Here is a 23482-nt window from a genome sequence, read left to right as displayed (position 1 = left end):
TACCAGCCACCTTTTATTGAAGTGAAAATCCCTATCTTTTCTCAGAAGTGAATAGGTAAACTGTGGGTATGAGCACTAGAAGTCTAAGCAGAGAAAGCCAAGAGCGCAGGTCTTTACTTCAGACCCACTGGCAGTCATTCACGGAACTGCTGGACCGCTACGGTGCCTCTAATCCCCAGCTTTTTGGGTCGGTTGCCAGGGGCACCGCTGGCCCAGAGAGTGACTTGGACATTCTGGTAGAGATGGACCCCGCTGATGGAAACGTCTTGATGAGGGCAGCGGGGCTCATGGAGGAAACCCGTGACCTTTTGGGTACTCAGCGGGTCGATATTTTCCCTCTTCAGCTCCTTAAAGGTCAGGTTTCGCAGCAGGCCCTGGCTGAGGCAGTTCCCCTATGGCAAGACTAGTGAGCCAGCGCATTGATGATATCTTGTGCGCTATCAGTAACTGCGAGGACTATCTTCAGCTCATCTCTTCAGACCCTCGTCTCGTGAGGATGGGGGAGGACGCGATTGAACGAAATCTTCAGATTATTGGTGACGCCGTCAAAACCCTCCCGGAGACCATAACCGAAGCTTATCCAGAGATTCCATGGCCACAGATTCGTGGTCTGAGGAACATCCTGGTTCATGAGTATTTTGGAGTGGACATTGAGCTGGTTTTTGAAGTAGTTAGGGTTTATCTCCCACCGCTGAAGCACTGCTTAGAAAGCATAGAGGTCCTTGGACAGGACGGCGACGTGGTGGAATTCCGCTTCGGCGACTAGCTCTTTGACCCTTGAGATCTATAACCCTCCCGGTGTGTGGATACGCGCCGGGAGGGTTTTGCTTATCTTTTACATGTGGTGGTAGGAGATTTACTGGTGCAATACGGCCTGGTGGGTGCAGGTGTCACATGTGGATCACTGGAAGTTTGCTGTGTCTAGTCCCGCATTGGTAAGCATGCTTTGATACCATGGAAATGCCAAGCCCCCTGATGAAAGTGGATGAATGATGAAAGCCCGTTTAGCGTTTCTCGCCGGTGCAGGTATCGGCTATGTGCTCGGTGCCCGCGCAGGCCGCGGCCAGTACGAAAAAATCAAGACCCAGGCCGCTAACGTCTGGAACGACCCCAAGGTGCAAAACGGCCTCAAGACCGCCGAAGAAACAATCAAGGAACAGGCCCCCGTCGTCGCCGAAAAAGCCAAAGAAGCAGCTGTAGCCGGAACCGAAAAGGCTAAGGAAGCAGCTGCCGCAGGCGCAGAAAAGGCCCAGGCTAAAGCCTCTGACATCAAAGAAAACCGTGCAGAAGCAAAGGCTCACAAGAAAGCCCAAAAACTCGTAGACGAAGCCCCAGCCGACGTCGTCTCTGACCCTGCTACAGACATGGCAGATGAAGGTCCCCAACCGGCAGCATAAACTCACCGGTAGCTCTTGACCTCCCGTCTCTGATCCCAGGGGCGGGAGGTTTTCCATATCCGCAGGGTCAGAATGACCCAAGCACCGGCTACTACCTGGGATAATGGAAAGCACATATCAGACCACAGAAAAGAGTCCATCATGGCCGAAGAAACCGCCCCCGCCTGCCCCGCCTGCTCCGAAGAGTACTCCTACCAGCAGGGGGACCTCTGGGTCTGCCCCATGTGCGGACACGAATGGGCTGAAACAGAGTCCGATGATACCGCAGAGGCAGCTACCCAGATTCTCGACTCCGTCGGTAACCCCCTCGCAGACGGGGACTCCGTCACCATCACCAAGGGCCTCAAGGTCAAGGGTGGCGCAGACATCAAGGCCGGCACCAAGGTGCGTGGCATCCGCCTGCTTGAAAGCCCCGTCAACGGCCACGACATTGAAGCCAAGGTGCCCGGCGCAGGGCAAATGTACCTCAAATCCTCAGTCGTCAAAAAGACCTCCTAACCGCCAGAAAGTCAGCACCTGCCCATGAAATGGTTGGTTTGGGCGGTGGCAATCGCCGCCTACGTCTTTTCCATCGTGAACCGAAGCTCCTTCTCCGCCCTAGGAGCTACTGCCCAAACCCATTTCGGGGTAGAAGCTACAGTCGTCTCCCTCTTCATCGTGCTGCAGCTCGTGGTCTACGCCAGCTGCCAGGTGCCCGTCGGAGCCCTCCTTGACCGGAAGGGAGCCCCCGTCCTTATAGCTACGGGCCTGACCCTCATGACGGCGGGGCAAACCGTCCTTGCTCTCAGCGACTCGGTGCCCACTGCCGTCCTGGCCCGCCTGCTAGTGGGAAGCGGCGACGCCTGTGTTTTTGTGAGCCTCATCCGCCTGATCTCTGACTGGTTTACGCCCAAGCAAATACCTGTTGTCAACCAGATCAGTGCCAACGTGGGCCAGATGGGCCAGCTTCTGGCTGTTACCCCGCTGGTGCTCCTCGTGAACGGGCTGGGGTGGCGAGGGGGCTTTCTCACCCTGGCCCTCATTGGGGCTACTATCTTGGCCCTGGCCGTCATGATACTGCGATCCTCACCCACCACCCCGAGCTTGGCTGGCTCCTTGTTCAAGGCAGGGAAAGGACGTCCGGCGGGGCAGGATGGCGGTAAGGCAAGTCTCAGCGCGGCCCGAGCCGACCATCCCTACCCGGTCACCGACTCCCTGCCGATTCTGACCGGGGAAGACACCCGCCCGAATAAAGACAAAAAGCTAAGTTTTGCCTACAGCGTCCGGGAGGCCCTGGCCTACCCCGGGGTGCGCCTAGCCTTTTGGATTCACTACTCAACGGCCTCCATGATCTTCTCCCTCATGCTCCTGTGGGGAATGCCCTTTATGACCGGTGGGCTGGGCTACAGTACCGCCCAGGCCTCCGGCGTACTGAGCACTGTCATCGCTACCATTATCATCGCCGGTTTCTTCACTGGATCCCTGCTGGCCCGCTTCGCCCCCTACCGGGTACACATCGCCTGGGCCAGCGCCTTTCTGAATCTGGCAACTTGGTCAACTATCTTTTTCTGGCCTGGCCAAGCCCCCATGGGGGCCCTCTACCTGGCGGCAATAACCCTGGGAGTCAACGGGCCAGTATCAATGGCCGCCTTTGAAGTCGTGCGGGCCCATGTTCTGCCCACCCAGCGGGGGATTGCTACCGGTATCGCCAACATGGGTGGCTTCGTCGGGGCCCTGATCTCCATCCTCCTCATTGGTCTTATTCTCGACCGGCTCGGCGCAGGCACCCCCGACACCTACGCCCTTGAACCCTTCCGCTGGGCAATGGCCAGCCACATTCCCGTCGTCCTGACCGGGCTGCTCATGATGGCCCTGCTGTACCCCAAAGCCAAACGGGACCTCCAAGCCCGTCGCTAAAGCGCAGCTGATGCTGACGCCCAGCCCCACCCCGGAAACCTCACAGAGGCGGGTAGGACGTAGGCGTCCTTGCCCACACTTTAGCCCAAGGCCTGGCAGGGAATCTTCCCAAAACCTAGAATGTATAGCCGAATTGAAATATTAACTAGAGGACACACTCATGCATAAGAAACCCTTACTGCTTCTCTCGGCTGCCGCCCTTGCCCTGCTCACCGCCTGCGGTGGCTCAACCCAGGAAGCAACAAGCGACGCTACGACAAGCGCAAGCGCCTCAGCCACAGCTACCCCCACCCCCACTGCTGAAGCCACCACTGAAACTCCCACCGCAGAACCCACACCTGAGGCTACCGAAACACCAGCAGTTGAAGAGTCACCTGCCGAAGAGACTCCTACCGAGGAAGCAACACCGGCTGAGCCAGTTGAAAACTTCCCCGGCGAATACATCACCCAGGATAGGGTCGCTTATTTCGTCCCCGAGAGTTACGTCAGGGACGAAACTCCCAGCCAGCCTGAAATTTTCGTCCACCAGTACACCCACTACACCACTGGTGACGAAGCCCTCGGACGCCTAATGGTAGGCACCCCCTTCACTTCCCCCGATGGCCGCTCTGCCGAAGAACTTGAAAAAGAAGCAGTTGAGCGTCTGAAGCCAGCCTGGAAGATTAACGAAACCGTCAACACCACCTCCTACACCCGTCCGGATGGCGTCAAGGTAATTCGCTCTGAGGTTCGTTTCGCCTCCGGCAATAATCCTGGATACATTTACACCATCGATAACGGCGTTGAGTTGCTTCACGCTGCGATCTTGATTGAGCAGTCAGACAGCACCGAGTTCCTGGAAAAGATTGAAAACTCGATCGGTATTGTCCAGTAATTGGTACTCCTAGTATGAATAAATGGCCCCCACACCCTGGAAGGAGTGGGGGCCTTTCTGTGAGCCTATTTTTCTGAGCTGAGGTAGGACGCCAGGTGCTCGCCGGTAATGGTTCCTGCAGCTACCAGCTCGGCGGGGGTGCCTTCAAAGACGATACGGCCGCCGTCGTGGCCGGCTGAGGGGCCAACATCGATAATGTGGTCTGAATGGGCCATAACCGCCTGGTGGTGCTCAACGCAGATGACGGTGGTTCCTGCGTCAACTAGTTGATCAAGCAAGCCAAGGAATTGCTGGATATCGGCCAGATGCAGGCCGGTAGTGGGCTCATCGAAGATGTAAACGCCGCCGGGTTCAGCCATGTGGGTTGCTAGTTTAATGCGTTGGCGCTCGCCACCGGAGAAGGTGGAGAGGGGCTGGCCCAGGGTGATATAGCCCAGGCCTACATCGACTAGGCGCTGCAGGATTTTAGCGGCTGCAGCTAATTTGGTGTCCTTTGCCGTGAAGAAGGTGAGGGCGTCAGCGGCTGAGAGGGCCAAAACGTCGCTGATGTTCTTATCGCCCATGCGGTATTCCAGCACGCCGGGGGAGAAGCGTTTGCCCTCGCAGGCTTCGCAGAGGGCGGTTGATTTTTCGACGAATCCCAGCTGGGTTTCAATCACGCCGGTTCCCTTGCACTCGGGACAGGCCCCTTCGGAGTTGGCTGAGAAGAGGGCGGGCTTGACCCCGTTGGCCTTGGCGAAGGCCTTGCGGATGGGTTCGAGCAGGCCGGTGTAGGTAGCCGGGTTGGACCGGCGGGAGCCCTTGATGGGGGTTTGGTCGATGAAGACGATCCGCTCTTCAGCTTGGGAATGCTGGTCGAGCAGTTCGGTCATGAGGGAGGATTTGCCGGATCCTGCTACACCGGTGACGGTGGTGAGGACGCCCAGCGGGAAGTTTACGGAGACGCCGGTGAGGTTGTTGCAGGTTGCGTTCGTGACCTTGAGGGCCCCGGTAGCCGGGCGGACTTCGTCCTTAAGGCCCTGTCGGTCGTAGAAATGGCGGGAGGTGACGGTATCTGCCTTTTTGAGCCCCTCGAAGGCCCCGGCATAGACAACGGTGCCACCGGCTGAACCGGCTGCTGGGCCCATATCGATGATGTGATCGGCAATGGCGATGGTTTCGGGCTTGTGTTCAACGACGAGGACGGTGTTGCCCCGGTCGCGCAGGCGCAAGAGCAGTTCGTTCATCTTGGTGACGTCAGCCGGGTGCAGGCCCGCGGTGGGTTCATCGAAGACGTAGGTGACGTCGGTGAGCGGGGAGCCAAGGTGACGGACCATCTTGGCGCGTTGGGCTTCGCCGCCGGAGAGGGAGGAGGCCGAGCGGGAGAGCGCAATGTAACCGAGGCCGATGGTGACCATAGAGTCGAGCAGGTGTTCTAGGGCAGCAAGCAGGGGCGCGACTTCGGGAATTTCCTGCTGACGTACCCAGGCCAGCAGGTCGGTGACCTGCATATCGCAGAGCTGGGCAATATTCACCCCGTTGACCTTGGATTCTAGGGCAGCTTGGGAGAGGCGGCTTCCACCGCAGTCGGGGCAGGAAATAAAGGTAACAGCCCGGTCGACGAAGGTGCGGATATGGGCCTGCATACCCTCCTTGTCCTTGGAGAGCATGGACTTTTCAATGCGGGGTACCAGACCCTCATAGGTCATGTTGATGCCCGCAATTTTCATCTTGGTGGGTTCCTTGTAGAGGAAGTCCGCCAGTTGCTGCTCGGTGAAGTCCTTGGCCGGAACATCTGTGGGGAAGAGCCCGGATTCCTTGTAGAGGCGGGCTGACCAGCCGCTGGTAGAGAAACCGGGGACCTTGAAGAAGCCCTCGTCATCCATGGTCAGGTTTTCATCAAAGAGTTCGGTCAGGTCAATTTGGCTGGTGCGGCCCAGGCCTTCGCAGCGGTTGCACATGCCGCCTGCCCGGGAGAAAGTTACATGCTCCACCTTACCGTCGCCCACCTTGCGGGCCCCGGTGGCCTGGACGCTGGCCTGGTTAAAGGAGAAGGCTGTGGGGGAGCCCAGGTTGGGGGTTCCGACGCGGGCAAACAGCATACGGAGCATGGGCAGGGCGTCGGTGGCGGTGCCCACAGTTGAGCGCGGGTTGGAACCCAGGCGCTCCTGGTCGACGATAATGGCGCTGGTGAGGCCCTCGATAGAATCAACTTCAGGCCGGTCCTGGTGGGGCATGAAACCCTGGACGAAGGCGGAGTAGGTTTCGTTGATGAGCCGCTGGGATTCGGCTGCCACCACCCCGAAGGCCAGGGAGGACTTGCCGGATCCTGATACCCCGGTGAAGACCGTCAGGCGGCGCTTGGGTATCTCGACTGAGACGTTTTTGAGGTTGTTATTGCGAGCCCCGGTGATTCTAATGGTCTGGTAGGTATCTGCCGGGTGGAGGGCCTGGGTGGGCATAGCGTTCCCCTTGAAGTCTGTGAGTGATGTGAAAGCTAGTTTACCGGCAGGCTGGGGGTTTGTTTCATTAAGTTGAGAGAGGAAGACCTTGCACCGCCTGGTTAGCTGGGACACAATGGGGGTATGGCTACTACACATTTGAATGGAACCGACATCCACACCATCGGCGAACTGCCCGCAGTGGGCTCAGCTGCCCCTGCTTTCACCTTGGTCAATACTGACCTGGAAACCGTCAACTCCGTTGACTTTGTTGGCCAGAACCTGGTGCTCAATATCTTCCCCTCTATCGACACTGGCGTTTGCGCTACTTCCGTCCGCACCTTTAACCAGAAGGCAGCCGGTCTGGAGAACACCACCGTTATTTGTGTCTCCCACGACCTCCCCTTCGCCCTGGGCCGCTTCTGCGGTGCTGAAGGAATTGAAAACGTGGTTGCTGCTTCTGCCTTCCGCGACTCCTTCGGTAAGGACTTCGGCGTGACCATGACCGACGGCCCCCTGGCCGGTCTGCTGGCCCGTTCCATCGTCGTCATTAACGCTGCCGGTGAGGTTGTCCACACCCAGCTGGTCGATGAAATCCCCACCGAACCTGACTACGAAGCTGCCCTGGCCGCTCTCTAAACCCTCAGTTTGCCCCTAAGCCGGGCTGGCCCGTCCTGACCCCTTCAAGGCAGGACGGGCCAGCCCGGCTTTACGTCAGTGAGGTCCTAGAAAACCCAGTTGGCTAGGAGGACGCAGGTGGCGGTGCCGGCAATCAGGGAGAGGGCCAGGTTCTTGCGCCACAGGTGAGTGGCCACCGTGACGACCGCACCGGCCAGGTAGGGCAGGGCCGCCTCGCGGGAGGAATAATCGATCTCAGCCATGACGTAGAAACCTAAGCAGATGATAGCCCCCATCGGCAGCCATACCGCTAGGTTGGTCACCAGGGCTGAGTTTTTGAGGGCTGATTTGACGCCAAAGGGAATCAATCGCAGGGTAAAGGTAATGGCAGCTGCAAGGCCGATGGCCGTGAGAATGTAGCCGGTGCTAGGCAAGGGGCGCCTCCGAGGATTGTGCGGTTCGCTGGCTCACCAGGTGGCGGATGACTAGCAGAACCACCAGGGTCAGCAGGGAGACCAGCAGCATGGAATGGGGAGCTAGAATGATCGCAGTCAGGGACGAGATGATAGCCAGGGTGGCGGTAATTCTGTCCTTGACGGCCCGGTAGGCGTCAATGGAGAGCACCAGAAACATGCCCGTCATGACGAAGTCCACCCCCTGCAGGTGGGAGAGGAAGGTTGCCCCCAAGATCGCGCCAAGTGTTGATCCACCCCACCAGGAGACCCACAGCAGCACCGAGACTGTCATAATCCGGGAACTGCGGAAGGACTGGGAACCCGGGGCTGTGTTGAGGGCGTAGGCCTCATCGCAGAGCATATACACCGCAAGCACCTTAGCCAGGTTGCCCTTGACATTCTGTAGGGGGTAGGAAATTCCGTAGACCAGGTGCCTGGCGTTCATGAGCAGGGTGGTTGAGGCAATCAGGCTCAGCGGGGCAGCTGAGGCAATCATCCCGACGAGCAGGAACTCCACCGAACCGGCAAAGACAATAGCGGAGAGGGCAGGGGCCACCCACCAGGGCAGGCCCACCGAGGCTACTAGCACGCCAAGGCCCATGCCCATCACCACAAAGCCGACGCAGAGCACAGCCGATACCCGCAGGCCTTCTCGAAATCCGCTTTCCCCCGGTAGCTGGGTCGGGTGCTCTCCTGAGATTGGGCCAGCGGACGCTTGATTTTTCGCTTCTGTGTCAGGACGCTCCGGGTCGGCTGGTGCCTGTACTGGGGAGGACGGGGAGGGCTTGGGCTGGTGCATAGGAATAAGTTTAGATAAAACTAGAGTTATTCCAACTTTCAGTTCAAATGCCCCTGTTTGCCCTGCTTGAAATAAAACTGGCTCTCCCGCTTGTTACCCTACTACCGGCGTCCGCACCCCTACCCGAAATGAAAGGTATCCCATGACCGAGAACCCCACCCGCCACCAGGACCCCAACTACCGGGCCGTCACCGTCGAGCGGATTGCCCGCAAACACTACCGGGCCACCAACCCCAAGGGCGCTACCCTCGACTTCGGCCAGGGGGAGGGCCTACTCACCCCCGTTGAACTACTCCTGGCAGCTATCGCTGGCTGCTCTTCTGTTGATGTGGACGTCGTCACCTCCCGCAAGGAAGAACCCGAAACCTTTGAGGTGCTAGCCTCCGGCATCCGCCAGGACGAGGACGGCGCCGTCCGCATGGACGATATTGAAATCAGCTTCAACGTCCGCTTCCCCGCCACCGACAATGGCGCAAAAGCCCAGGCCATGGTCGACCGCCTCATCAAACTCTCAGCTGAAAAGGACTGCACCGTCTCCCGTACCGTTGAGCACGGGGCTTCAGTTACCTTCATCAACGAGAACAAGGACGCTCACTAGCGGTTCCTGCCCCAGCTGAGATAAAGATAAATCACGTTGGTCGCCCGGTGGGCAAGTCTCACCCCGGTGGTAATCTTTAGGTTGTCTTACGCCCCCTAAGCAAAACTGTTGGGGGCTCATTACCACCGAAAGTAGAACCACTTCATGTCTACTGAAGCGCAGTCTGCACCCACCGGGCAGACCAAAGAAGAGCTCAAACGCGGGCTCGCAAGCCGCCACCTCTCCATGATCGCTATCGGCGGCGCCATCGGCACCGGCCTCTTCGTTGCCTCCGGCTCCACCATCGCAGAAGCAGGCCCCGGCGGCGCCCTGCTGGCCTACGCCCTCATCGGTATCATGGTGCTGCTGCTCATGCAGTCCCTGGGCGAAATGGCCGCTAACCTGCCCGTAGCAGGCTCTTTCCAGACCTTCGCCTCCCGCTACGTCTCAGACTCCTTCGGCTTCGCCATGGGCTGGAACTACTGGTTCAACTGGGCGATCACCGTCGCTGCCGAACTGGTTGCAGCTGGCGTCATCATGTCCTACTGGCTCCCGGACGTCCCCGGCTGGATCTGGGCAGGCGTCTTCCTGGCCATTATCCTGGGCATTAACATCCTCTCCGCCCGCTCCTACGGCGAATCAGAATTCTGGCTGGCGACCATTAAGGTGGTCACCGTTATTGTCTTCCTCATTGCCGGCGTCGCCATGATTTTCGGTATTCTGGGCAACCACGACACCGGGTTTGCCAACTGGACCGAAGGCGAAGCCCCCTTCAAGGGCGGCTTCCTCTCGATTCTGGCTATTTTCATGGTCGCCGGTTTCTCCTTCCAGGGCACCGAAATGATCGGTGTTGCCGCCGGTGAATCCGAGAATCCCCGCCGCGATGTGCCTCGCGCCCTCAAGAGCGTCTTCTGGCGCATTATGCTCTTCTACATCGGGGCTATCGCCATTATCGGCACCCTGATTCCCTACACCAGCCCCAACCTGCTGCGCTCTGACGCAACCGACATCGCCTACTCACCATTCACCATGGTTTTTGAAAACCTGGGTATCGCATTCGCCGCGTCCGTTATGAATGCCGTCATTCTGACTGCAATCCTTTCAGCAGGTAACTCCGGCCTCTACGTTTCATCCCGTATGCTCTACGCCCTGGCCCTTGAGGGGCGGGCTCCTAAGATTTTCGCCCGGGTCAACGCCCGCGGTATTCCCATGCCCGCCCTGCTGATGACCGCTGCGATCGGCCTCTTTGGCTTCATCTCCGCTATTGTGGGTGAAGGCTCAGCCTACACCTGGCTGATCAACATCTCTGGCCTGTCAGGCTTCATCACCTGGGTGGGCGTGGCTATCTGCCACTACCGCTTCCGCCGCGCTTACATTGCCCAGGGCAAGGACGTCAACGACCTGCCCTACAAGGCCCCCCTCTTCCCCCTGGGCCCCATTGTCGCCTTGCTTATGTGTCTGCTGGTCATCGCTGGCCAGAACTACAACGCGGTCTTCGCAGGCCACTGGTTCGAGGTTGTCTCAGCCTACATCGGCCTGCCCATCATTATCGGTGTCTGGCTGGTTCACCGGTTGGTCACCGGCTCCAAGACTATTCCGCTCAAGGATATGGACGTCTCCGGTCTTGAGGTTGCAGGCAAGTAGCTTGGTCTAGCCTTTCCCAGAGACTGAGGGCCCGGCCCGTATCAGCTAGATTGATACGGGCCGGGCTCTTTTTCACACCGGGCTTGCCCCTGGGCTTGGCAACCAGGGGCTGGCCCGAACCCCTTAATGGCGGGGCGGGGACGTCCTACCCCTGGGCAACCTGCGGGATGCTACCGGTGCGGGGGTTAGGGGTGGGAGTAGCCCCTGCCTCGGGGTAGAAGCGGCGGCGCATGGCCTCAAAGCCGTTGTCGGCCAGGGTCTCACCGGCACCTGAGTAGAGGTTGACGACGGAATCTGCCCCCAGCTTATCGAGTTCCTGCAGCTCATCAACGTGCTGGGCTACGACGCCAATGACGGCCTCTGAACCGGCCTCAATGACCTGCTGCATGGCATCGACGTTTGTTCCGTGGGCCGGCATGGCCAGTAGGACCAGCTCGACCTTTTCGGCTGCTGTGACCCTGCGCCAGAAGGCCGGGTCGGTAGCGTCGGCTTCAAGGACCCGGTAACCCTTGGCCGTGAGGGCATCGACTCGGGGCTCGGAGCTGTCCATGCCGATGACCTTGAGCCCGTATCGGTCGGTCAACGTGGTGTAGGCTGCGGTACCCAGACGGCCCATACCGATGATAATGGCCTGGGAGTCGCCGAAATCGACGGGCCTTTCTTCGGGGTGCATTTTGTGTTCGGGGACGGCCGGGATCAGGCTGGCAATCTTGCGGGGCAGTTTGGAACCGCGCATGTTGAGCAGGGTAGAGAGCACAAAGCTGAAGGAGACAGCCAGGGAGAAGGTCACCATCCAGGACTCATCGACCAGACCCGTAGCGCTGGTCATGGCGACCAGGATAATTGCAAACTCTGAGAAGTTTGAGAGGGTCAGGGCTGTGAGCGTGGTGGTACGCGGGCTGAGGCCCGTCAAGCGGAGGATCAGGGCGTAGGCTGCGGTATTGATCGGGATCAGGAGTAGGAGGATGAAGCCGAAGAGGGCCTGGTCCAGGGTAGGGGTGGCTGAGAGCCCGATGGAGAGGAAGAAGCCAATGAGCATGAACTCCTTGAGGGAGAGCAGGGTGTGGGAGAGCTCGTTGGATTTAGGGTGGCTGGCCAGCAGCATACCCATGACGAGGGCGCCAAGATCGCCCTTGACGTGGAAGAAGTCAAAGAGCCAGTAGCCGGGGACGAAGGCCATGACCACCCCGTAGAGCACCAGAAGTTCCCCGTGGCCGACGCGGGTCAGGCCCTTTTTAAAGATCCAGGCCGCTGGAATGAGCAGAAGGAGCAGGACGGCCCAGGGGCTGGGGGAGTGCTCGCCGGTGGCGGCAACAAAGAGCACGGCAAAGAGGTCCTGAATGACGAGGATGCCGATGGCTGTACGGCCGTAGAGGGAGCGGGAGTCGGATCGTTCGTCCAGGGTTTTGACGACAAGGACGGTTGAGGAAAAGCTAAGGGCGAAGCCGAGGATTGCTGCCTGGGAGAGATCCAGGGTACCGGTTGCGCCGAGTCCCAGGGTGAGGAGGAAGAGAATCAGGCTGGCCCCGCAGAGGGTGGTGAGGACCATATGGATGGAGCTGGTCAGCCAGACTTCCCGGCGCAGGAGCAGTCGGACGTCCAGCTTAAGGCCGATAGTGAAGAGCAAGAGGGTGACGCCGAGGTCGCCCAGCTCGGTAATGATTCCAAGTTCTTCGTAGCCAGCGAAGTTCAAGGCGATGCCTGCTGCAAGAAAACCGAGGAGGGGTGGGAGCTTGATCATTTTGGCCAGCAGGCCAAAGAGGACCGGAACCAGGAGGTAGGGGATATATTCGGACATAGGGCTCCCTGGGGTTGGGCTTGGGTTGTTTCTCTAAAATTTTACTGGGCGCTGGCTAGCTTCAGTGGCCGCTGGTTGGCGTTCGAGGTGCGGACGTCCCTCACCCGCTGGGGTGGGGGGCGGGCTAGAATAGTGGGGTTTGGTTTTGTTTTTGTGTAAGTGTTCTGGGTTGAAAGGTGTGGCCGCGTGGCTAAGCTCTATTTCCGTTTTGGTGCCATGAATTCGGGCAAGTCTACTGCGCTGCTGCAGGCTGCCCATAACTATGAGGAGCGGGGCCAGCGGGTGCTGCTGGCCAAGCCGCAGGTGGATACCAAGGGTGATACTGAGATTGTGTCCCGCTTGGGGGTGACCCGCCAGGCTGATTTTTTGGTGGGTGCTGAGGACTCGGTGCGCGATCTCTTCCATGCTGCTGCTGAGCCTAATGCCGATGATGACCGGATGCACTGGCACCTGCCTGTCTCCTGCCTGCTGGTGGACGAGGCCCAGTTCTTGACCGCTGAGCAGGTGGATGATCTCATGCGGATTGCGGTGGAAGAGAACGTTCCGGTGATGTGCTACGGCATTCGCACGGACTTTAGGACGCGGGCCTTCCCCGGCTCTGCCCGCTTGCTGGAGATTGCCCATACGCTGGAAGAGCTGAAGACTATTTGCAGGTGCGGACGGAAGGCGCTCTTTAACGGCCGCACCGTTGACGGAAAGTTTGTTTTTGCTGGCGACCAGGTGGCCATTGACGGCGTACATGTGGGCTACGAGTCGCTGTGCCCCACCTGCTACCTGGAAGAATCGGGCGGCAAGCTCTACCAGTAAGGACGGCCTCTGCCCGCTCACCTGGCAGGAGATTCGGGCAGAGCTATGCCATCTGTTTCAGGGACTAACTGTTGGCACAGCCCCAGGCGTCCGGGTTAGCAGCACAATCCTCAGCCACCAAACCCACCTTCAACCGCCACACATTCACCAACTGAGGCTCACTCACCCGCACAACCGTCCCCTCAATCACCTGCCAGGGCCCACCATTGACCGAATACTCACCCCGATACTCCGTGGCCAAAGTAAACCAGTACTCACCGGTGTTCTCATACCGGTGGCTGGTCGGAGTCTGCTCATCCCACACTTCTTCACCTAACTGGTAGCCGGGGTAGGTGACCGGGCCCAGGGTGGTTCCGTCGCCGTAGTCGAAGGTGTAGCTCACTGGGGTGGCTTTGAGGGTGACGTTTTGGCCGTTGATGGTTTGGGTGAATTCTTGGGGGTTGGGGTTGGCCCAGAAGTTGGTGTTGTAGTTTTTGAGGGTGTGGGGTGCTCGGTCTTGGTGGGGTGTGGTGGCTTGGATGGGGAAGGTGTTGAAGTCGTGGGTGGTGAGGGTGATGCGGGTGGTGCGTAGGACGGGTTGGCCGTTTTCTTCGGTGAGTTCTAGGCCTGCGTCTTGGAGTTCGGTGGGGGTGAGGGGGATGCAGCCGATGGTGCCTTGGGGTGTGTTGTAGGGGGTGTCTGATCCGTCGGCCCAGTCGGGTGGGACGAGGTTGAGGGTGCCGAGGTTGCCGTTGGTGGCGAGGCAGTAGGTGCCTGGGGCGGTGGGGGCGCCTTTTTGGAGGGCTGCGTGGTTGGGGTTGGTGGGGGTGTCGAAGTAGATGAGACGGACGGCAGCCGACAGCCCCTGTTCCTGGACCTCATATTCGGAATGAGTCTCATCCGATTTATCTATACTGTCCTCAGAATTAATAAATCTTTCAAGGATATCAACCTTAAATCCATCACCATCAACTTCACCCGATGACTCAGCGTAAGCCACCGGAATCATAGCCATGGCACCGAGAACAATTAGACAAGAAGCAGAAAATTCTCTAAATCGCACTAGTTAATCTCCTTTGTGCTGAGAACTTTCCATTTTCCATCATGAAATTTTAGGCGAAAATCTACACCCCTATAGATAGAGTCAGAATTATCGTTATAGACTGCCTTCTCGCCATACCAGAGAACAGAATCAGCTGCTTCAAAGTTGCTTCCGATTGAGTACTCACCGTTACCATGGGAGACAATCAAGTCCTTGTTGTAATGAATTGTCAGACCACCGGCAATAACCCAACCACCGGATGAGTAAATCTCTTCCAAAGCCGTATAAAATTCATGTTCTTTCGAGTGTGATTCATCGACGAGTGACTTCACATCTGACGTATCACCAGTTTGGTATGCATAATTTCTCATATCTTGCCAATAGGTGATAAACAGAAGCATGGCTTCGGGTGATTCGACATTCATCCCAGCAGGAGCCACCGGCTTGGGAACATTCTGGGCTGGGCCAAATTCATCAGCAGCCCTGTATTCACCCTCGGGGGCTTTAGAACCGCCAGAATAGGCCTGGCTAGGTGAAGCGCTGGCTTGGGCCGGGGCTGTGGTGGCTGTACTAGTTGCAGTGTCTGTTGCTGTGCTGGCTGAAGTGCTGCTTGTTGTTGGTTCTGGTAGGGGTGCGGTTTGGGTGGTGTTTCCGCAGCCTGTGAGTACCAAGGTGGTTATTGCCAGGGTTGTAAGCAGGGTGTGGGGTTTGGGGGTGTTCATAGGGTTGGGTGCCCTTTCCTGTGACGTCTTTGTTCAGGGGTTTGGTTAAGACCTGGTTGTAGCCGTAGCGTGTGGGGTGCGCCTGTGGCTTGGGTCTTTAGTGTTTAGTTTTATCGGGTTGGGGCTAAGCGTGCAAGTGGTTGGGGGTTTGTGTCTGGGTGTTACGGGGTACTAGGGCAAGTTATCCACAGGTTTAACCGTTTTGTTCGGTGAAGTTGGCCTAACTGCAGTGTGTTTTGCTGGGAGGGGGGGGGGAAGCGAGGGTTTATTTGATTGTTAGGCAGTAGGTTCCTGGGGTGGGGGCGGTGCCTTTTTGGAGGGCTGCGTGGTTGGGGTTGGTGGGGGTGTCGAAGTAGATAAGGCGGACGGCAGCCCCTGAATCCGTTCCTAGATTATCTATTAAATCCAGTTTACCTTTTCGAATATCACCAGAATGTGCATTTTCAAAGATTTCTACAACACCGTCAACACTTACTTCGAATTCTGACTCTTTTGCTTCACCACTTGAGTTTGCAAAAGCAGCTGTCGATGTAAGAGTAAGGAGCAGAGCAACCGAAAGACCTGTGTATTTGCAATTCATTAATTGACCTCATTTGCGGCAAGAACACGCCATGAACCGTCATTGAATTGCACCGTCAGCATGATTCCGCGGTAGATATTCTGAGAGTTATCGTAGGCTCGCGCTTCATTGTTGTACCACAAAACTGAATTTTCGAGTTCAAAATTAGATCCTATTGAATATCTTCCATTACCTTCCGCAATAAGAAGGTCTTTGTTGTAGTGGATGGTTCGATTTCCTCCAATAACCCAACCACCGGATGCGTAAATTTCTTCAAGCGCCTCATAATATCCTTGCTCCTGTTCAAAAGATTCATCGACAAGGGTTTGAATACTAGAAATATCTCCCGTTTGGTTGGCATAGTTCCGCATATCATTCCAATACTCAATAAAAAGGAACAAAGCGTCTGGCGACTCAACATGCATCCCAGCAGGAGCCACCGGCTTGGGAACATTCTGGGCTGGGCCGTATTCATCTGCCACTCGATACTCACCTTCGGGGGCTTTGGATCCACCGGAGAAGGCTTGGCTGGGGGATGCTGTGGCCTGGTCTGATTCTGTCGTAGCAGGAGCAGTTGCTGCGGGAACTGCGCTGGTTGCGGTGGTGCTTGCAGTTGATTCTGGTAGGGGTGCGGTTTGGGTGGTGTTTCCGCAGCCAGTAAGTACGAAGGAAGTTAGAGCCAAAGCAGCAAGCTGAGTGTGGAGTTTGGGAATATTCATAGGGTTGGGTGCCCTTTCCTGTGACGTCTTTGTTCAGGGAATTTTTGACCCGGCTGACCTGTGGGGTGGGTCTGGCTTGGGTCTTTGATATTTAGTTTTATCGATGGGGGCAGGTAGACGCAAGCAGTTGAGGGGTTTGTTTCATGGTGTTAATAGGTAAGAGCACAATTTGTCCACAGGTTTAGCTCAACCCGTTCAATGAATTAAATGTGGCTGATAGCTATACATCAGTTGCAGAGGGCTTGCATGAGCCTGCGAGGCCTGCTAGAGTATCAAGCACGATTCAGAAGCCCAACGATAAGCCCTTTGACTTGTTGGCTGGCAACCGCCTGACGCAGACGGTGCCCTCAAAGGAAAATCGGTCACCTGCCACAAGGTACGGTGAAAGAGCGTTTTTCTAAGGAGCCCACCATGGGTAATTCATCTTTCTTTTCCACTGATTCCTTCTCCGATGATCGTCCTGAAAACCAGGATTCTGAGCAGGAATTTAACTTCCTGACCGCCGACATTGATTGGTCTAGTCTCTCCGATTTAGAACGGCTTGAACTGATCCAAGAGCCAGGAAGTGTTACCGAACGGGTTTCTTGTGCGCTGGAAAGCCCAGGACACGGGGTTAACTCTTTCCTCGGTTTGCATGCCCACGCCATGGTATGGGAAAAGGTGGAGATCGTGAAGGTGGTTGGTGCCTGTGTTACCTTGCGGACGGAGTCTGGTGAGCAGGCTTTTGGGCACCATGATCCAGTGAGGTTGAACTTTTTTGAGAAGGCTGTGCAGGTAGCTGAGGGTATTCGGCGTGATTTTGGTGAGCGTACGATTAGTGATTTTTTGCCGGTTCTGATGTGGAATTCTGAGCACCTCTTGTTGGCCTGCAGTAAGGGTAACGAGAGGAGGCTGGCTCATCTTTCGTTTGAGCCGCTGGACCCGTGCTCGTCAATCCCAACCAAGCACTTTACCCACATCTAAGCAGGTGTAGCCTAAGCTCCAGACGGTGGGGGAGAGATCCGCTAACACTTTCCTCTATCGTTTACAGGGAAACTCAAAAGGCTCCGCAGGTTATTCCTGTGGAGCCTTTTGGGTAGCTTTTGTGACCTGGTTGGAAACGACGAGAGGTGGTAGATAAGGCACTGGTGTTGTGTTGCCACAAACCCACTGGCATTAGGGCTCATGCCTACATCGAATCCACCCGCCATCATTTCACTGATGAAAATGGGCAGCAAGGACTACCAGCAACAGATAGCAAGTTACAGAGTCCTTAACGAAATGCGGGGTTTCCTTCGAAATGCGGTTCTTTATACCGCATTTCGAAGGAAACCCCGCAAGTCGCGTATTGGGTTACTTCTTCAACCCATCCACCACTTCATTCAGCGTCGCACTCGGGCGCATCACCGCTGATGCCTTGGCGTCCTCGGGCTTGTAGTAGCCGCCCAGATCTGCGGGGGAGCCCTGGGCGTCCAACAGTTCAGCCACAATCTTCTCCTCGTTGGCAGCTAGAGCCTCAGCCACCGGGGCGAACTTAGCCGCCAGGTTGGCGTCCTCACCCTGAGCAGCCAGCTCCTCAGCCCAGAACTTCGCCAGATAGAAGTGGGAACCACGGTTATCAATCTCGCCCACGCGGCGGGAAGGTGACTTGTTCTCGTTCAAGAAAGTACCGGTCGCCTTATCCAAGGTGTCAGCCAGAACCTGGGCAGAAGCATTACCGGTGGTCTTTGCTAGGTGCTCAAAGGAAGCAGCCAGGGCCAGGAACTCACCCAAAGAATCCCAGCGCAGGTGGTTCTCTTCCAGAACCTGCTGAACGTGCTTGGGGGCAGAACCGCCAGCACCGGTCTCAAAGAGGCCACCGCCGTTAATCAGCGGAACAATGGACAGCATCTTGGCTGAGGTGCCCAGTTCCAGAATGGGGAAGAGGTCGGTCAGGTAGTCACGCAGCACGTTGCCGGTGACCGAAATGGTGTCCTCACCCTTGCGGATGCGGTCGATAGAGAACTGGGTTGCCTCAGCAGGAGCCAGGACGCGAATATCCAGGCCCTCAGTATCGTGCTCGGGCAGGTACTTCTCGACCTTGGCAATCAGGTTTGCGTCGTGGGCACGGTTCTTATCGAGCCAGAAGACCGCGGGGGTCTGAGAGTCGCGGGCGCGGGTGACGGCCAGCTTGATCCAGTCCTGAACGGGGATGTCCTTGGTCTGGCAGGCGCGCCAGATATCACCGGCAGCAACTTCGTGTTCGATGAGAACGTCACCGGCAGAGTTCACCACCTGAACCTTGCCGTCCGCCTCAAGCTGGAAGGTCTTGTCGTGGGATCCGTATTCCTCAGCCTTCTGCGCCATCAGGCCCACGTTGGGCACGGTACCCATGGTGGTGGGGTCGTAGGCGCCGTTGGCACGGCAGTCCTCGATGACGGTCTGGTAGACGCCAGCGTAGGAAGAATCGGGCAGGACGGCCAGGGTGTCGGCCTGCTGACCGGCTGCGCCCCACATCTGACCGGAGGTACGAATCATAGCGGGCATGGAAGCGTCCACAATGACGTCTGAGGGGACGTGCAGGTTGGTGATGCCCTTATCGGAGTTGACGTAGGCCAGCTCGGGGCCTTCCTGCAGGCCCTTGTGGATCAGCTCGCGGACGTCCTCACGGATATCCTCGGGCAGGGTATCGATACCGGAGATGATAGCGGCCAGGCCGTTGTTGCCGTTGAGGCCAGCTGCGTCCAGCTGCTCACCGTAGGTCTCAAAGAGCTCTGAGAAGTAGGCGCGTACAACACGGCCGAAGAGGATGGGGTCTGACACCTTCATCATGGTGGCCTTCAGATGCACCGAGAAGAGCACACCCTCAGCCTTGGCGCGGGCAACCTGCTCGGCCAGGAACTTATCAAGTTCAGCCACGTTCATGTAGGTGCCGTCAACGATTTCACCGGCCAGTACGGGCACAGATTCCTTGAGGACGGTCACTGTGCCGTCGGTGCCAACGTGCTGGATCTTCAGGGTGTCGTCAGCCTCAATAATCACGGACTTCTCGTTGGAGAAGAAATCGTCGTGGCCCATGGTTGCAACATTGGTCTTAGAATCTGCTGACCAGGCACCCATGGAGTGGGGGTTCTTGCGGGCGTAGTTCTTAACAGACAGGGGAGCGCGGCGGTCTGAGTTGCCCTCGCGCAGAACCGGGTTCACAGCTGAGCCCTTGACACGGTCGTAGCGGGCGCGGACGTCCTTATCTTCTTCGGTGACAACCTCATCGGGGTAGTCGGGGATAGCGAAGCCCTTGGCCTGCAGCTCAGCGATAGCGGCCTTGAGCTGGGGCACGGACGCTGAGATGTTAGGCAGCTTGATGATGTTAGCTTCGGGGGTCTTGGCTAGCTCGCCCAGTTCGGTGAGGGCGTCCGCAACCTGTTGCTCAGCAGGGAGAATATCGCTGAACTGGGCCAGGATGCGGCCTGAAAGTGAAATATCGCGGGTTTCTACCTCAACACCGGCGGTTGAAGCATAGGACTCCAGAATGGGCAGGAAGGAGTAGGTTGCCAGCAGCGGAGCTTCGTCGGTGTGGGTGTAGATAATCTTTGCCATGGAGGGCGTCTCCCTTGTCGCGTGTGGGCGGTTTCCTCTAAAAGAATACAACGCTGTGCCCCAGCTCTCTAAAATTTGCCCTGCTGGTGGCTTTTGTGACGAATATTGCCTACCCTCCCACCTGCGCCTATTGTTTTACATGTAAAGTAATTTGTTATTGGAATTCATCCAGAACACGAAAGGGAAACCGTGGATAAGCTATCAGCCACCCACCACAAATCCGACCAAAAACTACCCGTTGCAACCTCTATGGGGCATGTGCGGCTCAAGGTCAAAGATATGGCGGCGGTCTACCGCTACTACACCCAGGGCGTCGGCCTACAGGAGCTACCCAGCTCAGACGGCGCCGTCCACCTGGGACTAGGAGGCGTCCCGCTCCTTGCCCTGGAACACGACCCTTCACTGCGCCACCCGGCCCGAACCGAAGCGGGGCTCTTTCACGTTGCGGTGCTCTTTGCTTCCCCCGCAGACCTGGCCCGGTCCCTCGTGCGGGGATTTACCTACTATCGAGACCGTTATGTGGGCTCCGGTGACCACTTAGTCTCCCAGGCTTTCTACTTTTCAGACCCGGAGGGCAACGGCGTAGAGCTCTACATCGACCGTCCTCGTGACCAGTGGAGCTGGGTCAACGGCGAAGTGTCCATGGATACCCTCCACATTGACCCGGCAGCCTTCATTCGTGAGCATCTAACTGACGAAGACATAGCGCTGGAAGTGCAGAAAGACCCGGCCTACCTGGGCTCTGTGGGGCATGTTCATCTGCAGGTTGGCGACGTCAAAACCGCCCAGGCCTTTTATGTAGATGCCCTGGGTTTCGACCGGACGGCAGGTCTTGGTAATTCGGCTGTCTTTGTGTCAGCAGGTGGCTACCACCACCACATGGCCATGAACGTCTGGAATTCCCTCGGGGCAAACCCCCGGCAAAACACCCTGGGGCTGGGGATGGTGAACCTGACCCTCCCCGGCCAGGATTCCCTTGATGCCCTAGCTGACCGCCTGCGATTTCACGGTATCTCCTCGACCCTAGAGGGGCAGACTCTAACCTTCAAGGATCCCTGGAATAATCTTCTGCGGGCTCATGCGGGAGCTTAAGAGCTTGTGAAGCGGTAGGACGCTGGTGCTTGAGTGGTAGGTCACAGGTGGGTATGTTGGAAGGTATGACAGATTCACATTATCCCACTGCCTCTGATACCTCAACCACTACCAGCGCCAGCGAAACCTACCTGGCCCGGCTGATTGAGCACCCCCGCATGGTAGGGCTTGCCGCAGGCCGCACCGGCGACCCGGTGCTCACCGTCAACACCCTGAATAAGGACGGCGCAAAGTGGCGCCCCCGCCTCTGGTCCCTTCCTGGCAAGAACGCAACTCGGGCCTACCCGCTGACCGCTCCTGAGTCGGGCGCCTCCGTCCTCACCATGACCGATGGCGGCACCCTCTACCTGGGATTAGGCAAGGACGTAGACGAGGCAGAATCCAAGAGCCTCAAGGCCGTCTATCGCCTGCCAGAGCACGGGGAACCTGAGCTCGTGTTCACCTGGCCCGGGGGAGTAGAGCAGCTTGAGGTCCGGGACCGTGACGGTGGGCCCCGGTATATCTTCACCGCCAAGGCCCACCGGGGCACCCTTGAAGAACAGGCAAAAATTCTCGATGAGCGCGAGAGCTCAGGCGTTTCCGGGGTTCTTTACACCGAGTTCCCCACCCGCTTCTGGGACCACGACCTGGGTACTGGCGTCCGCGCCCTTTTCGTGAAGGACGGCGAGGCCGAAGCTACCCGCCTACCCCTGCCCGGTGGCCCCCGCGCCATTATCTCTGGCTTCACTGTCAACCCGGCCGGCACCCTGGCAGCTGTGACCATGCAGACCAAGGTCCGAGGAATCCACGAACGCTACTCCACCTGGCTGGTGGACCTAGCCGGGCAGACCGAGCCCCGCCTGATTGCTGAAGCCACCGACACCCACGACTTCTCAGCAGGAGCCTTCACCCCCGACGGCCAGGGCCTGGCCCTGAGCGTAGTACGCCGCTGGCTGCCCGGCCAGTCCATCGCGGTTCAGGCCAACTACTACGATCTCGAAACCGGTCGCATGACCGAGCTCTCTCGCGATATTGACCGTTGGGCAGGGGAGATCGTGTGGCTCGATTCCACCCGATACGCTTTCGTGACCGACCACCTCGGGGCTACTGCCATCTTTACCGGTTCAGTGGGTGGGTCAACCCGCCCCCTGGTCGATGACGGTGCAACCCACTTCTCGGCCCTGGCCTACAACGAGGGGGCCCTGGTGGCCCTGGCTGACTCCCACCAGCATTCTGCCTACCCCGTCCGCATTGATCCGGCCAGCGGCCAGGTCAGCCGGATTCCGGCTCCCTGTGATGAACTCGCTGCCCCGGGACGGCTTGAACGCTTCACGACAACAGCGGAAGACGGCACCGAGATTACATCCTTCCTGGCCCTGCCCGAGGGGGACGCTGAGGCCCCCCGGCCGCTGGTGGTCTTTGCCCACGGCGGCCCCTGGGGCTCCTGGAACTCCTGGACCTACCGCTGGAACCCCTGGGTCTTCACCGAAGCAGGCTACGCCGTGCTCCTACCCGACCCCGCAATCTCTACCGGCTACGGCCAGCACATGCTGGACCGCGGTGGCGACGACCTGGGCGGCACCCCCTATACCGACATCATGCAGGTGGTAGAAGAAGTATCAAAACGCCCGGATATCGACGGCGACAATGCCGCCTTTACCGGCGGATCCTACGGCGGTTTCATGACCAGCTGGGTAGCAGGCCGGGCTGGAACCCGCTTCAAGTGCTACGTCACCCACGCCTCCATTTGGGATTACGGCACTATGTACTTCCTCTCAGATAACGGCATGTGGCACGAGTGGAAGATTGAGCACGGCGGGGAAGGCCACGCGATTTCTCCCTGCCACACGGCTGCAGAGATTGCAGCGCCCATGCTGGTGATCCACGGGGATAAGGACTACCGTGTGCCCATTGGCCAGGCCCACCACCTCTGGGCTGACCTGCAGCGGCACTCACCGGATCTAGGCCACAAGTATCTTTACTTCCCGGACGAGGGCCACTGGATACTTAAGCCCGGCAACTCCCGCCTCTGGTACCGGGTCTTCACCGCCTGGCTGAACCAGCACCTGCTGGGCCAGGACTTCCAGGCCCCTGAGATTCTGGGGTAGGCTCTCTGTCTGCCCTGGATACTTGCATAGTGAAGGGCGCCTACCCCGTTACAGGGATAGGCGCCCTTTTTGCTCATAGTTTTGCTCTTACCTGACGGTAATTACTGAGCTAGAGTCAAATCTGGCCTAGCTTAGGCGCGACGGGCTGCACGAACAGCACCGGCACCCAAACCCAGGACGCTCAGGCCACCCAGAGCCAAGAGTGCTGCATCGGATGCACCGGTCTTAGCTAGCTCAGGCTTCTTAGCTGCCTCGGTCTTTGCAGTCTCAGTTTTGGTTTCTGACTTAGTAGCCTCGGCCTTGGCTTCGGTCTTGGTCTCGGACGAGGTGGTGACTACGGTTGCGGGGTCAATGGTCGGCTTCTCTTCAGCCTTAACGCTCTCGCCCTTAGCCGTCAGCACCCCTTCAGGTAGTTCGTGGGTGACGCCTTCGCCGTTGATGC

General features: G+C 58.0%; 23 protein-coding genes and 1 riboswitch. Of the genes, 13 read left to right on the top strand and 10 right to left on the bottom strand.

Features of this window, described 5'->3' with window-relative positions:
* Window positions 1–68 precede the first annotated feature (68 nt).
* The 6 genes from ACMXX3_RS11665 (at window position 69) to ACMXX3_RS11640 (ending at window position 4167) form a co-directional block, all read left to right on the top strand.
* The gene (locus tag ACMXX3_RS11665) at window positions 69–407 is read left to right on the top strand and encodes a nucleotidyltransferase family protein (protein ID WP_421084881.1); all 339 of its coding nucleotides are present in this window, start codon (window positions 69–71) and stop codon (window positions 405–407) included.
* Window positions 407–766: a DUF86 domain-containing protein gene (locus tag ACMXX3_RS11660; protein WP_421084880.1), complete on the top strand. Its 360-nt coding sequence runs from the start codon at window positions 407–409 to the stop codon at window positions 764–766. The genes ACMXX3_RS11665 and ACMXX3_RS11660 overlap by 1 nt, the downstream gene beginning before the upstream one ends.
* Window positions 767–989: 223 nt before the next feature.
* Entirely contained in the window at window positions 990–1397 is a 408-nt protein-coding gene (locus ACMXX3_RS11655) for a hypothetical protein (RefSeq protein ID WP_421084879.1), read from the top strand.
* A gap of 141 nt (window positions 1398–1538) precedes the next feature.
* The gene (locus tag ACMXX3_RS11650) at window positions 1539–1895 is read left to right on the top strand and encodes a zinc ribbon domain-containing protein YjdM (RefSeq protein WP_421084878.1); all 357 of its coding nucleotides are present in this window, start codon (window positions 1539–1541) and stop codon (window positions 1893–1895) included.
* Window positions 1896–1919: 24 nt separating this feature from the next.
* Window positions 1920–3293 carry an MFS transporter gene (locus ACMXX3_RS11645; RefSeq protein WP_421084877.1) on the top strand — a complete coding sequence of 458 codons (1374 nt, stop codon included), beginning with the start codon at window positions 1920–1922 and terminating at the stop codon, window positions 3291–3293.
* Between the two features lie 160 nt (window positions 3294–3453).
* Entirely contained in the window at window positions 3454–4167 is a 714-nt protein-coding gene (locus ACMXX3_RS11640; RefSeq protein WP_421084876.1) for a hypothetical protein, read from the top strand.
* Between the two features lie 65 nt (window positions 4168–4232).
* On the opposite strand, the gene ACMXX3_RS11635 is transcribed toward ACMXX3_RS11640, so the two are convergent.
* Entirely contained in the window at window positions 4233–6608 is a 2376-nt protein-coding gene (locus ACMXX3_RS11635) for an ATP-binding cassette domain-containing protein (RefSeq protein ID WP_421084875.1), read from the bottom strand.
* A 123-nt stretch (window positions 6609–6731) separates the two neighbouring features.
* Between ACMXX3_RS11635 and tpx the strand changes: the two genes are divergently transcribed.
* Window positions 6732–7226: a thiol peroxidase gene (gene tpx, locus ACMXX3_RS11630; RefSeq protein WP_421084874.1), complete on the top strand. Its 495-nt coding sequence runs from the start codon at window positions 6732–6734 to the stop codon at window positions 7224–7226.
* An 86-nt stretch (window positions 7227–7312) separates the two neighbouring features.
* Here the strand turns inward: tpx and ACMXX3_RS11625 are convergent, their stop codons facing one another.
* Window positions 7313–7639 carry a branched-chain amino acid transporter permease gene (locus ACMXX3_RS11625; protein ID WP_421084873.1) on the bottom strand — a complete coding sequence of 109 codons (327 nt, stop codon included), beginning with the start codon at window positions 7637–7639 and terminating at the stop codon, window positions 7313–7315.
* On the bottom strand, window positions 7632–8459 hold the full coding sequence (locus tag ACMXX3_RS11620; RefSeq protein WP_421084872.1) for an AzlC family ABC transporter permease: 828 nt from the start codon (window positions 8457–8459) through the stop codon (window positions 7632–7634). The genes ACMXX3_RS11625 and ACMXX3_RS11620 overlap by 8 nt, the downstream gene beginning before the upstream one ends.
* A gap of 142 nt (window positions 8460–8601) precedes the next feature.
* Here ACMXX3_RS11620 and ACMXX3_RS11615 point away from each other — a divergent pair, with 142 nt between their 5' ends.
* Window positions 8602–9057, top strand: coding sequence for an OsmC family protein (locus ACMXX3_RS11615; RefSeq protein WP_421084871.1), 456 nt, complete (start codon window positions 8602–8604; stop codon window positions 9055–9057).
* A 144-nt stretch (window positions 9058–9201) separates the two neighbouring features.
* The gene (locus ACMXX3_RS11610) at window positions 9202–10680 is read left to right on the top strand and encodes an amino acid permease (RefSeq protein ID WP_421084870.1); all 1479 of its coding nucleotides are present in this window, start codon (window positions 9202–9204) and stop codon (window positions 10678–10680) included.
* A gap of 145 nt (window positions 10681–10825) precedes the next feature.
* On the opposite strand, the gene ACMXX3_RS11605 is transcribed toward ACMXX3_RS11610, so the two are convergent.
* Entirely contained in the window at window positions 10826–12478 is a 1653-nt protein-coding gene (locus ACMXX3_RS11605) for a cation:proton antiporter (protein ID WP_421084869.1), read from the bottom strand.
* Between the two features lie 186 nt (window positions 12479–12664).
* On the opposite strand from ACMXX3_RS11605, the gene ACMXX3_RS11600 reads away from it, so the two are divergent.
* The gene (locus ACMXX3_RS11600; RefSeq protein ID WP_421084868.1) at window positions 12665–13285 is read left to right on the top strand and encodes a thymidine kinase; all 621 of its coding nucleotides are present in this window, start codon (window positions 12665–12667) and stop codon (window positions 13283–13285) included.
* Between the two features lie 64 nt (window positions 13286–13349).
* On the opposite strand, the gene ACMXX3_RS11595 is transcribed toward ACMXX3_RS11600, so the two are convergent.
* The 4 genes from ACMXX3_RS11595 to ACMXX3_RS11580 form a co-directional block, all read right to left on the bottom strand.
* On the bottom strand, window positions 13350–14327 hold the full coding sequence (locus ACMXX3_RS11595) for a hypothetical protein (protein ID WP_421084867.1): 978 nt from the start codon (window positions 14325–14327) through the stop codon (window positions 13350–13352).
* On the bottom strand, window positions 14327–15028 hold the full coding sequence (locus tag ACMXX3_RS11590; RefSeq protein ID WP_421084866.1) for a DUF6318 family protein: 702 nt from the start codon (window positions 15026–15028) through the stop codon (window positions 14327–14329). Before ACMXX3_RS11590 ends, ACMXX3_RS11595 begins: the two co-directional genes overlap by 1 nt.
* 265 nt (window positions 15029–15293) lie before the next feature.
* Window positions 15294–15608, bottom strand: a complete 315-nt coding sequence (locus tag ACMXX3_RS11585; protein ID WP_421084865.1) for a hypothetical protein — start codon at window positions 15606–15608, stop codon at window positions 15294–15296.
* Window positions 15608–16306 (bottom strand): DUF6318 family protein, encoded by a 699-nt coding sequence (locus ACMXX3_RS11580; RefSeq protein WP_421084864.1) that lies wholly within the window; start codon window positions 16304–16306, stop codon window positions 15608–15610. The genes ACMXX3_RS11585 and ACMXX3_RS11580 overlap by 1 nt, the downstream gene beginning before the upstream one ends.
* Before the next feature lie 280 nt (window positions 16307–16586).
* Window positions 16587–16702, top strand: a riboswitch (SAM riboswitch).
* 15 nt (window positions 16703–16717) lie between these two features.
* Between ACMXX3_RS11580 and ACMXX3_RS11575 the strand changes: the two genes are divergently transcribed.
* Entirely contained in the window at window positions 16718–17269 is a 552-nt protein-coding gene (locus tag ACMXX3_RS11575; protein ID WP_421084863.1) for a hypothetical protein, read from the top strand.
* Between the two features lie 369 nt (window positions 17270–17638).
* On the opposite strand, the gene ACMXX3_RS11570 is transcribed toward ACMXX3_RS11575, so the two are convergent.
* Window positions 17639–19861, bottom strand: a complete 2223-nt coding sequence (locus ACMXX3_RS11570; RefSeq protein WP_421084862.1) for an NADP-dependent isocitrate dehydrogenase — start codon at window positions 19859–19861, stop codon at window positions 17639–17641.
* Between the two features lie 249 nt (window positions 19862–20110).
* Between ACMXX3_RS11570 and ACMXX3_RS11565 the strand changes: the two genes are divergently transcribed.
* Entirely contained in the window at window positions 20111–20953 is an 843-nt protein-coding gene (locus ACMXX3_RS11565; protein ID WP_421084882.1) for a VOC family protein, read from the top strand.
* Between the two features lie 65 nt (window positions 20954–21018).
* Window positions 21019–23040 (top strand): prolyl oligopeptidase family serine peptidase, encoded by a 2022-nt coding sequence (locus ACMXX3_RS11560; RefSeq protein ID WP_421084861.1) that lies wholly within the window; start codon window positions 21019–21021, stop codon window positions 23038–23040.
* A 131-nt stretch (window positions 23041–23171) separates the two neighbouring features.
* Here ACMXX3_RS11560 and ACMXX3_RS11555 read toward each other — a convergent pair.
* Window positions 23172–23482 (bottom strand): LPXTG cell wall anchor domain-containing protein (locus tag ACMXX3_RS11555; RefSeq protein ID WP_421084860.1); only part of this gene is annotated, 311 nt, incomplete at its 5' end.

The sequence above is a fragment of the Rothia nasimurium genome (assembly GCF_049068285.1).
Lineage (GTDB): Bacteria > Actinomycetota > Actinomycetes > Actinomycetales > Micrococcaceae > Rothia > Rothia nasimurium_I.
The sequence above is the reverse complement of the archived record's forward strand: the minus strand, read 5'-3'. Positions and strand labels throughout refer to the sequence as shown.

Coding starts and splice junctions, on each gene's coding strand:
- ACMXX3_RS11665 (WP_421084881.1), top strand. CDS start 69: ATGAGCACTAGAAGTCTAAGCAGAGAAAGCCAAGAGCGCAGGTCTTTA.
- ACMXX3_RS11655 (WP_421084879.1), top strand. CDS start 990: ATGATGAAAGCCCGTTTAGCGTTTCTCGCCGGTGCAGGTATCGGCTAT.
- ACMXX3_RS11650 (WP_421084878.1), top strand. CDS start 1,539: ATGGCCGAAGAAACCGCCCCCGCCTGCCCCGCCTGCTCCGAAGAGTAC.
- ACMXX3_RS11645 (WP_421084877.1), top strand. CDS start 1,920: ATGAAATGGTTGGTTTGGGCGGTGGCAATCGCCGCCTACGTCTTTTCC.
- ACMXX3_RS11640 (WP_421084876.1), top strand. CDS start 3,454: ATGCATAAGAAACCCTTACTGCTTCTCTCGGCTGCCGCCCTTGCCCTG.
- ACMXX3_RS11635 (WP_421084875.1), bottom strand. CDS start 6,608: ATGCCCACCCAGGCCCTCCACCCGGCAGATACCTACCAGACCATTAGA.
- tpx (WP_421084874.1), top strand. CDS start 6,732: ATGGCTACTACACATTTGAATGGAACCGACATCCACACCATCGGCGAA.
- ACMXX3_RS11620 (WP_421084872.1), bottom strand. CDS start 8,459: ATGCACCAGCCCAAGCCCTCCCCGTCCTCCCCAGTACAGGCACCAGCC.
- ACMXX3_RS11615 (WP_421084871.1), top strand. CDS start 8,602: ATGACCGAGAACCCCACCCGCCACCAGGACCCCAACTACCGGGCCGTC.
- ACMXX3_RS11610 (WP_421084870.1), top strand. CDS start 9,202: ATGTCTACTGAAGCGCAGTCTGCACCCACCGGGCAGACCAAAGAAGAG.
- ACMXX3_RS11605 (WP_421084869.1), bottom strand. CDS start 12,478: ATGTCCGAATATATCCCCTACCTCCTGGTTCCGGTCCTCTTTGGCCTG.
- ACMXX3_RS11590 (WP_421084866.1), bottom strand. CDS start 15,028: ATGAACACCCCCAAACCCCACACCCTGCTTACAACCCTGGCAATAACC.
- ACMXX3_RS11585 (WP_421084865.1), bottom strand. CDS start 15,608: ATGAATTGCAAATACACAGGTCTTTCGGTTGCTCTGCTCCTTACTCTT.
- ACMXX3_RS11580 (WP_421084864.1), bottom strand. CDS start 16,306: ATGAATATTCCCAAACTCCACACTCAGCTTGCTGCTTTGGCTCTAACT.
- ACMXX3_RS11575 (WP_421084863.1), top strand. CDS start 16,718: ATGGGTAATTCATCTTTCTTTTCCACTGATTCCTTCTCCGATGATCGT.
- ACMXX3_RS11570 (WP_421084862.1), bottom strand. CDS start 19,861: ATGGCAAAGATTATCTACACCCACACCGACGAAGCTCCGCTGCTGGCA.
- ACMXX3_RS11565 (WP_421084882.1), top strand. CDS start 20,111: ATGGGGCATGTGCGGCTCAAGGTCAAAGATATGGCGGCGGTCTACCGC.
- ACMXX3_RS11560 (WP_421084861.1), top strand. CDS start 21,019: ATGACAGATTCACATTATCCCACTGCCTCTGATACCTCAACCACTACC.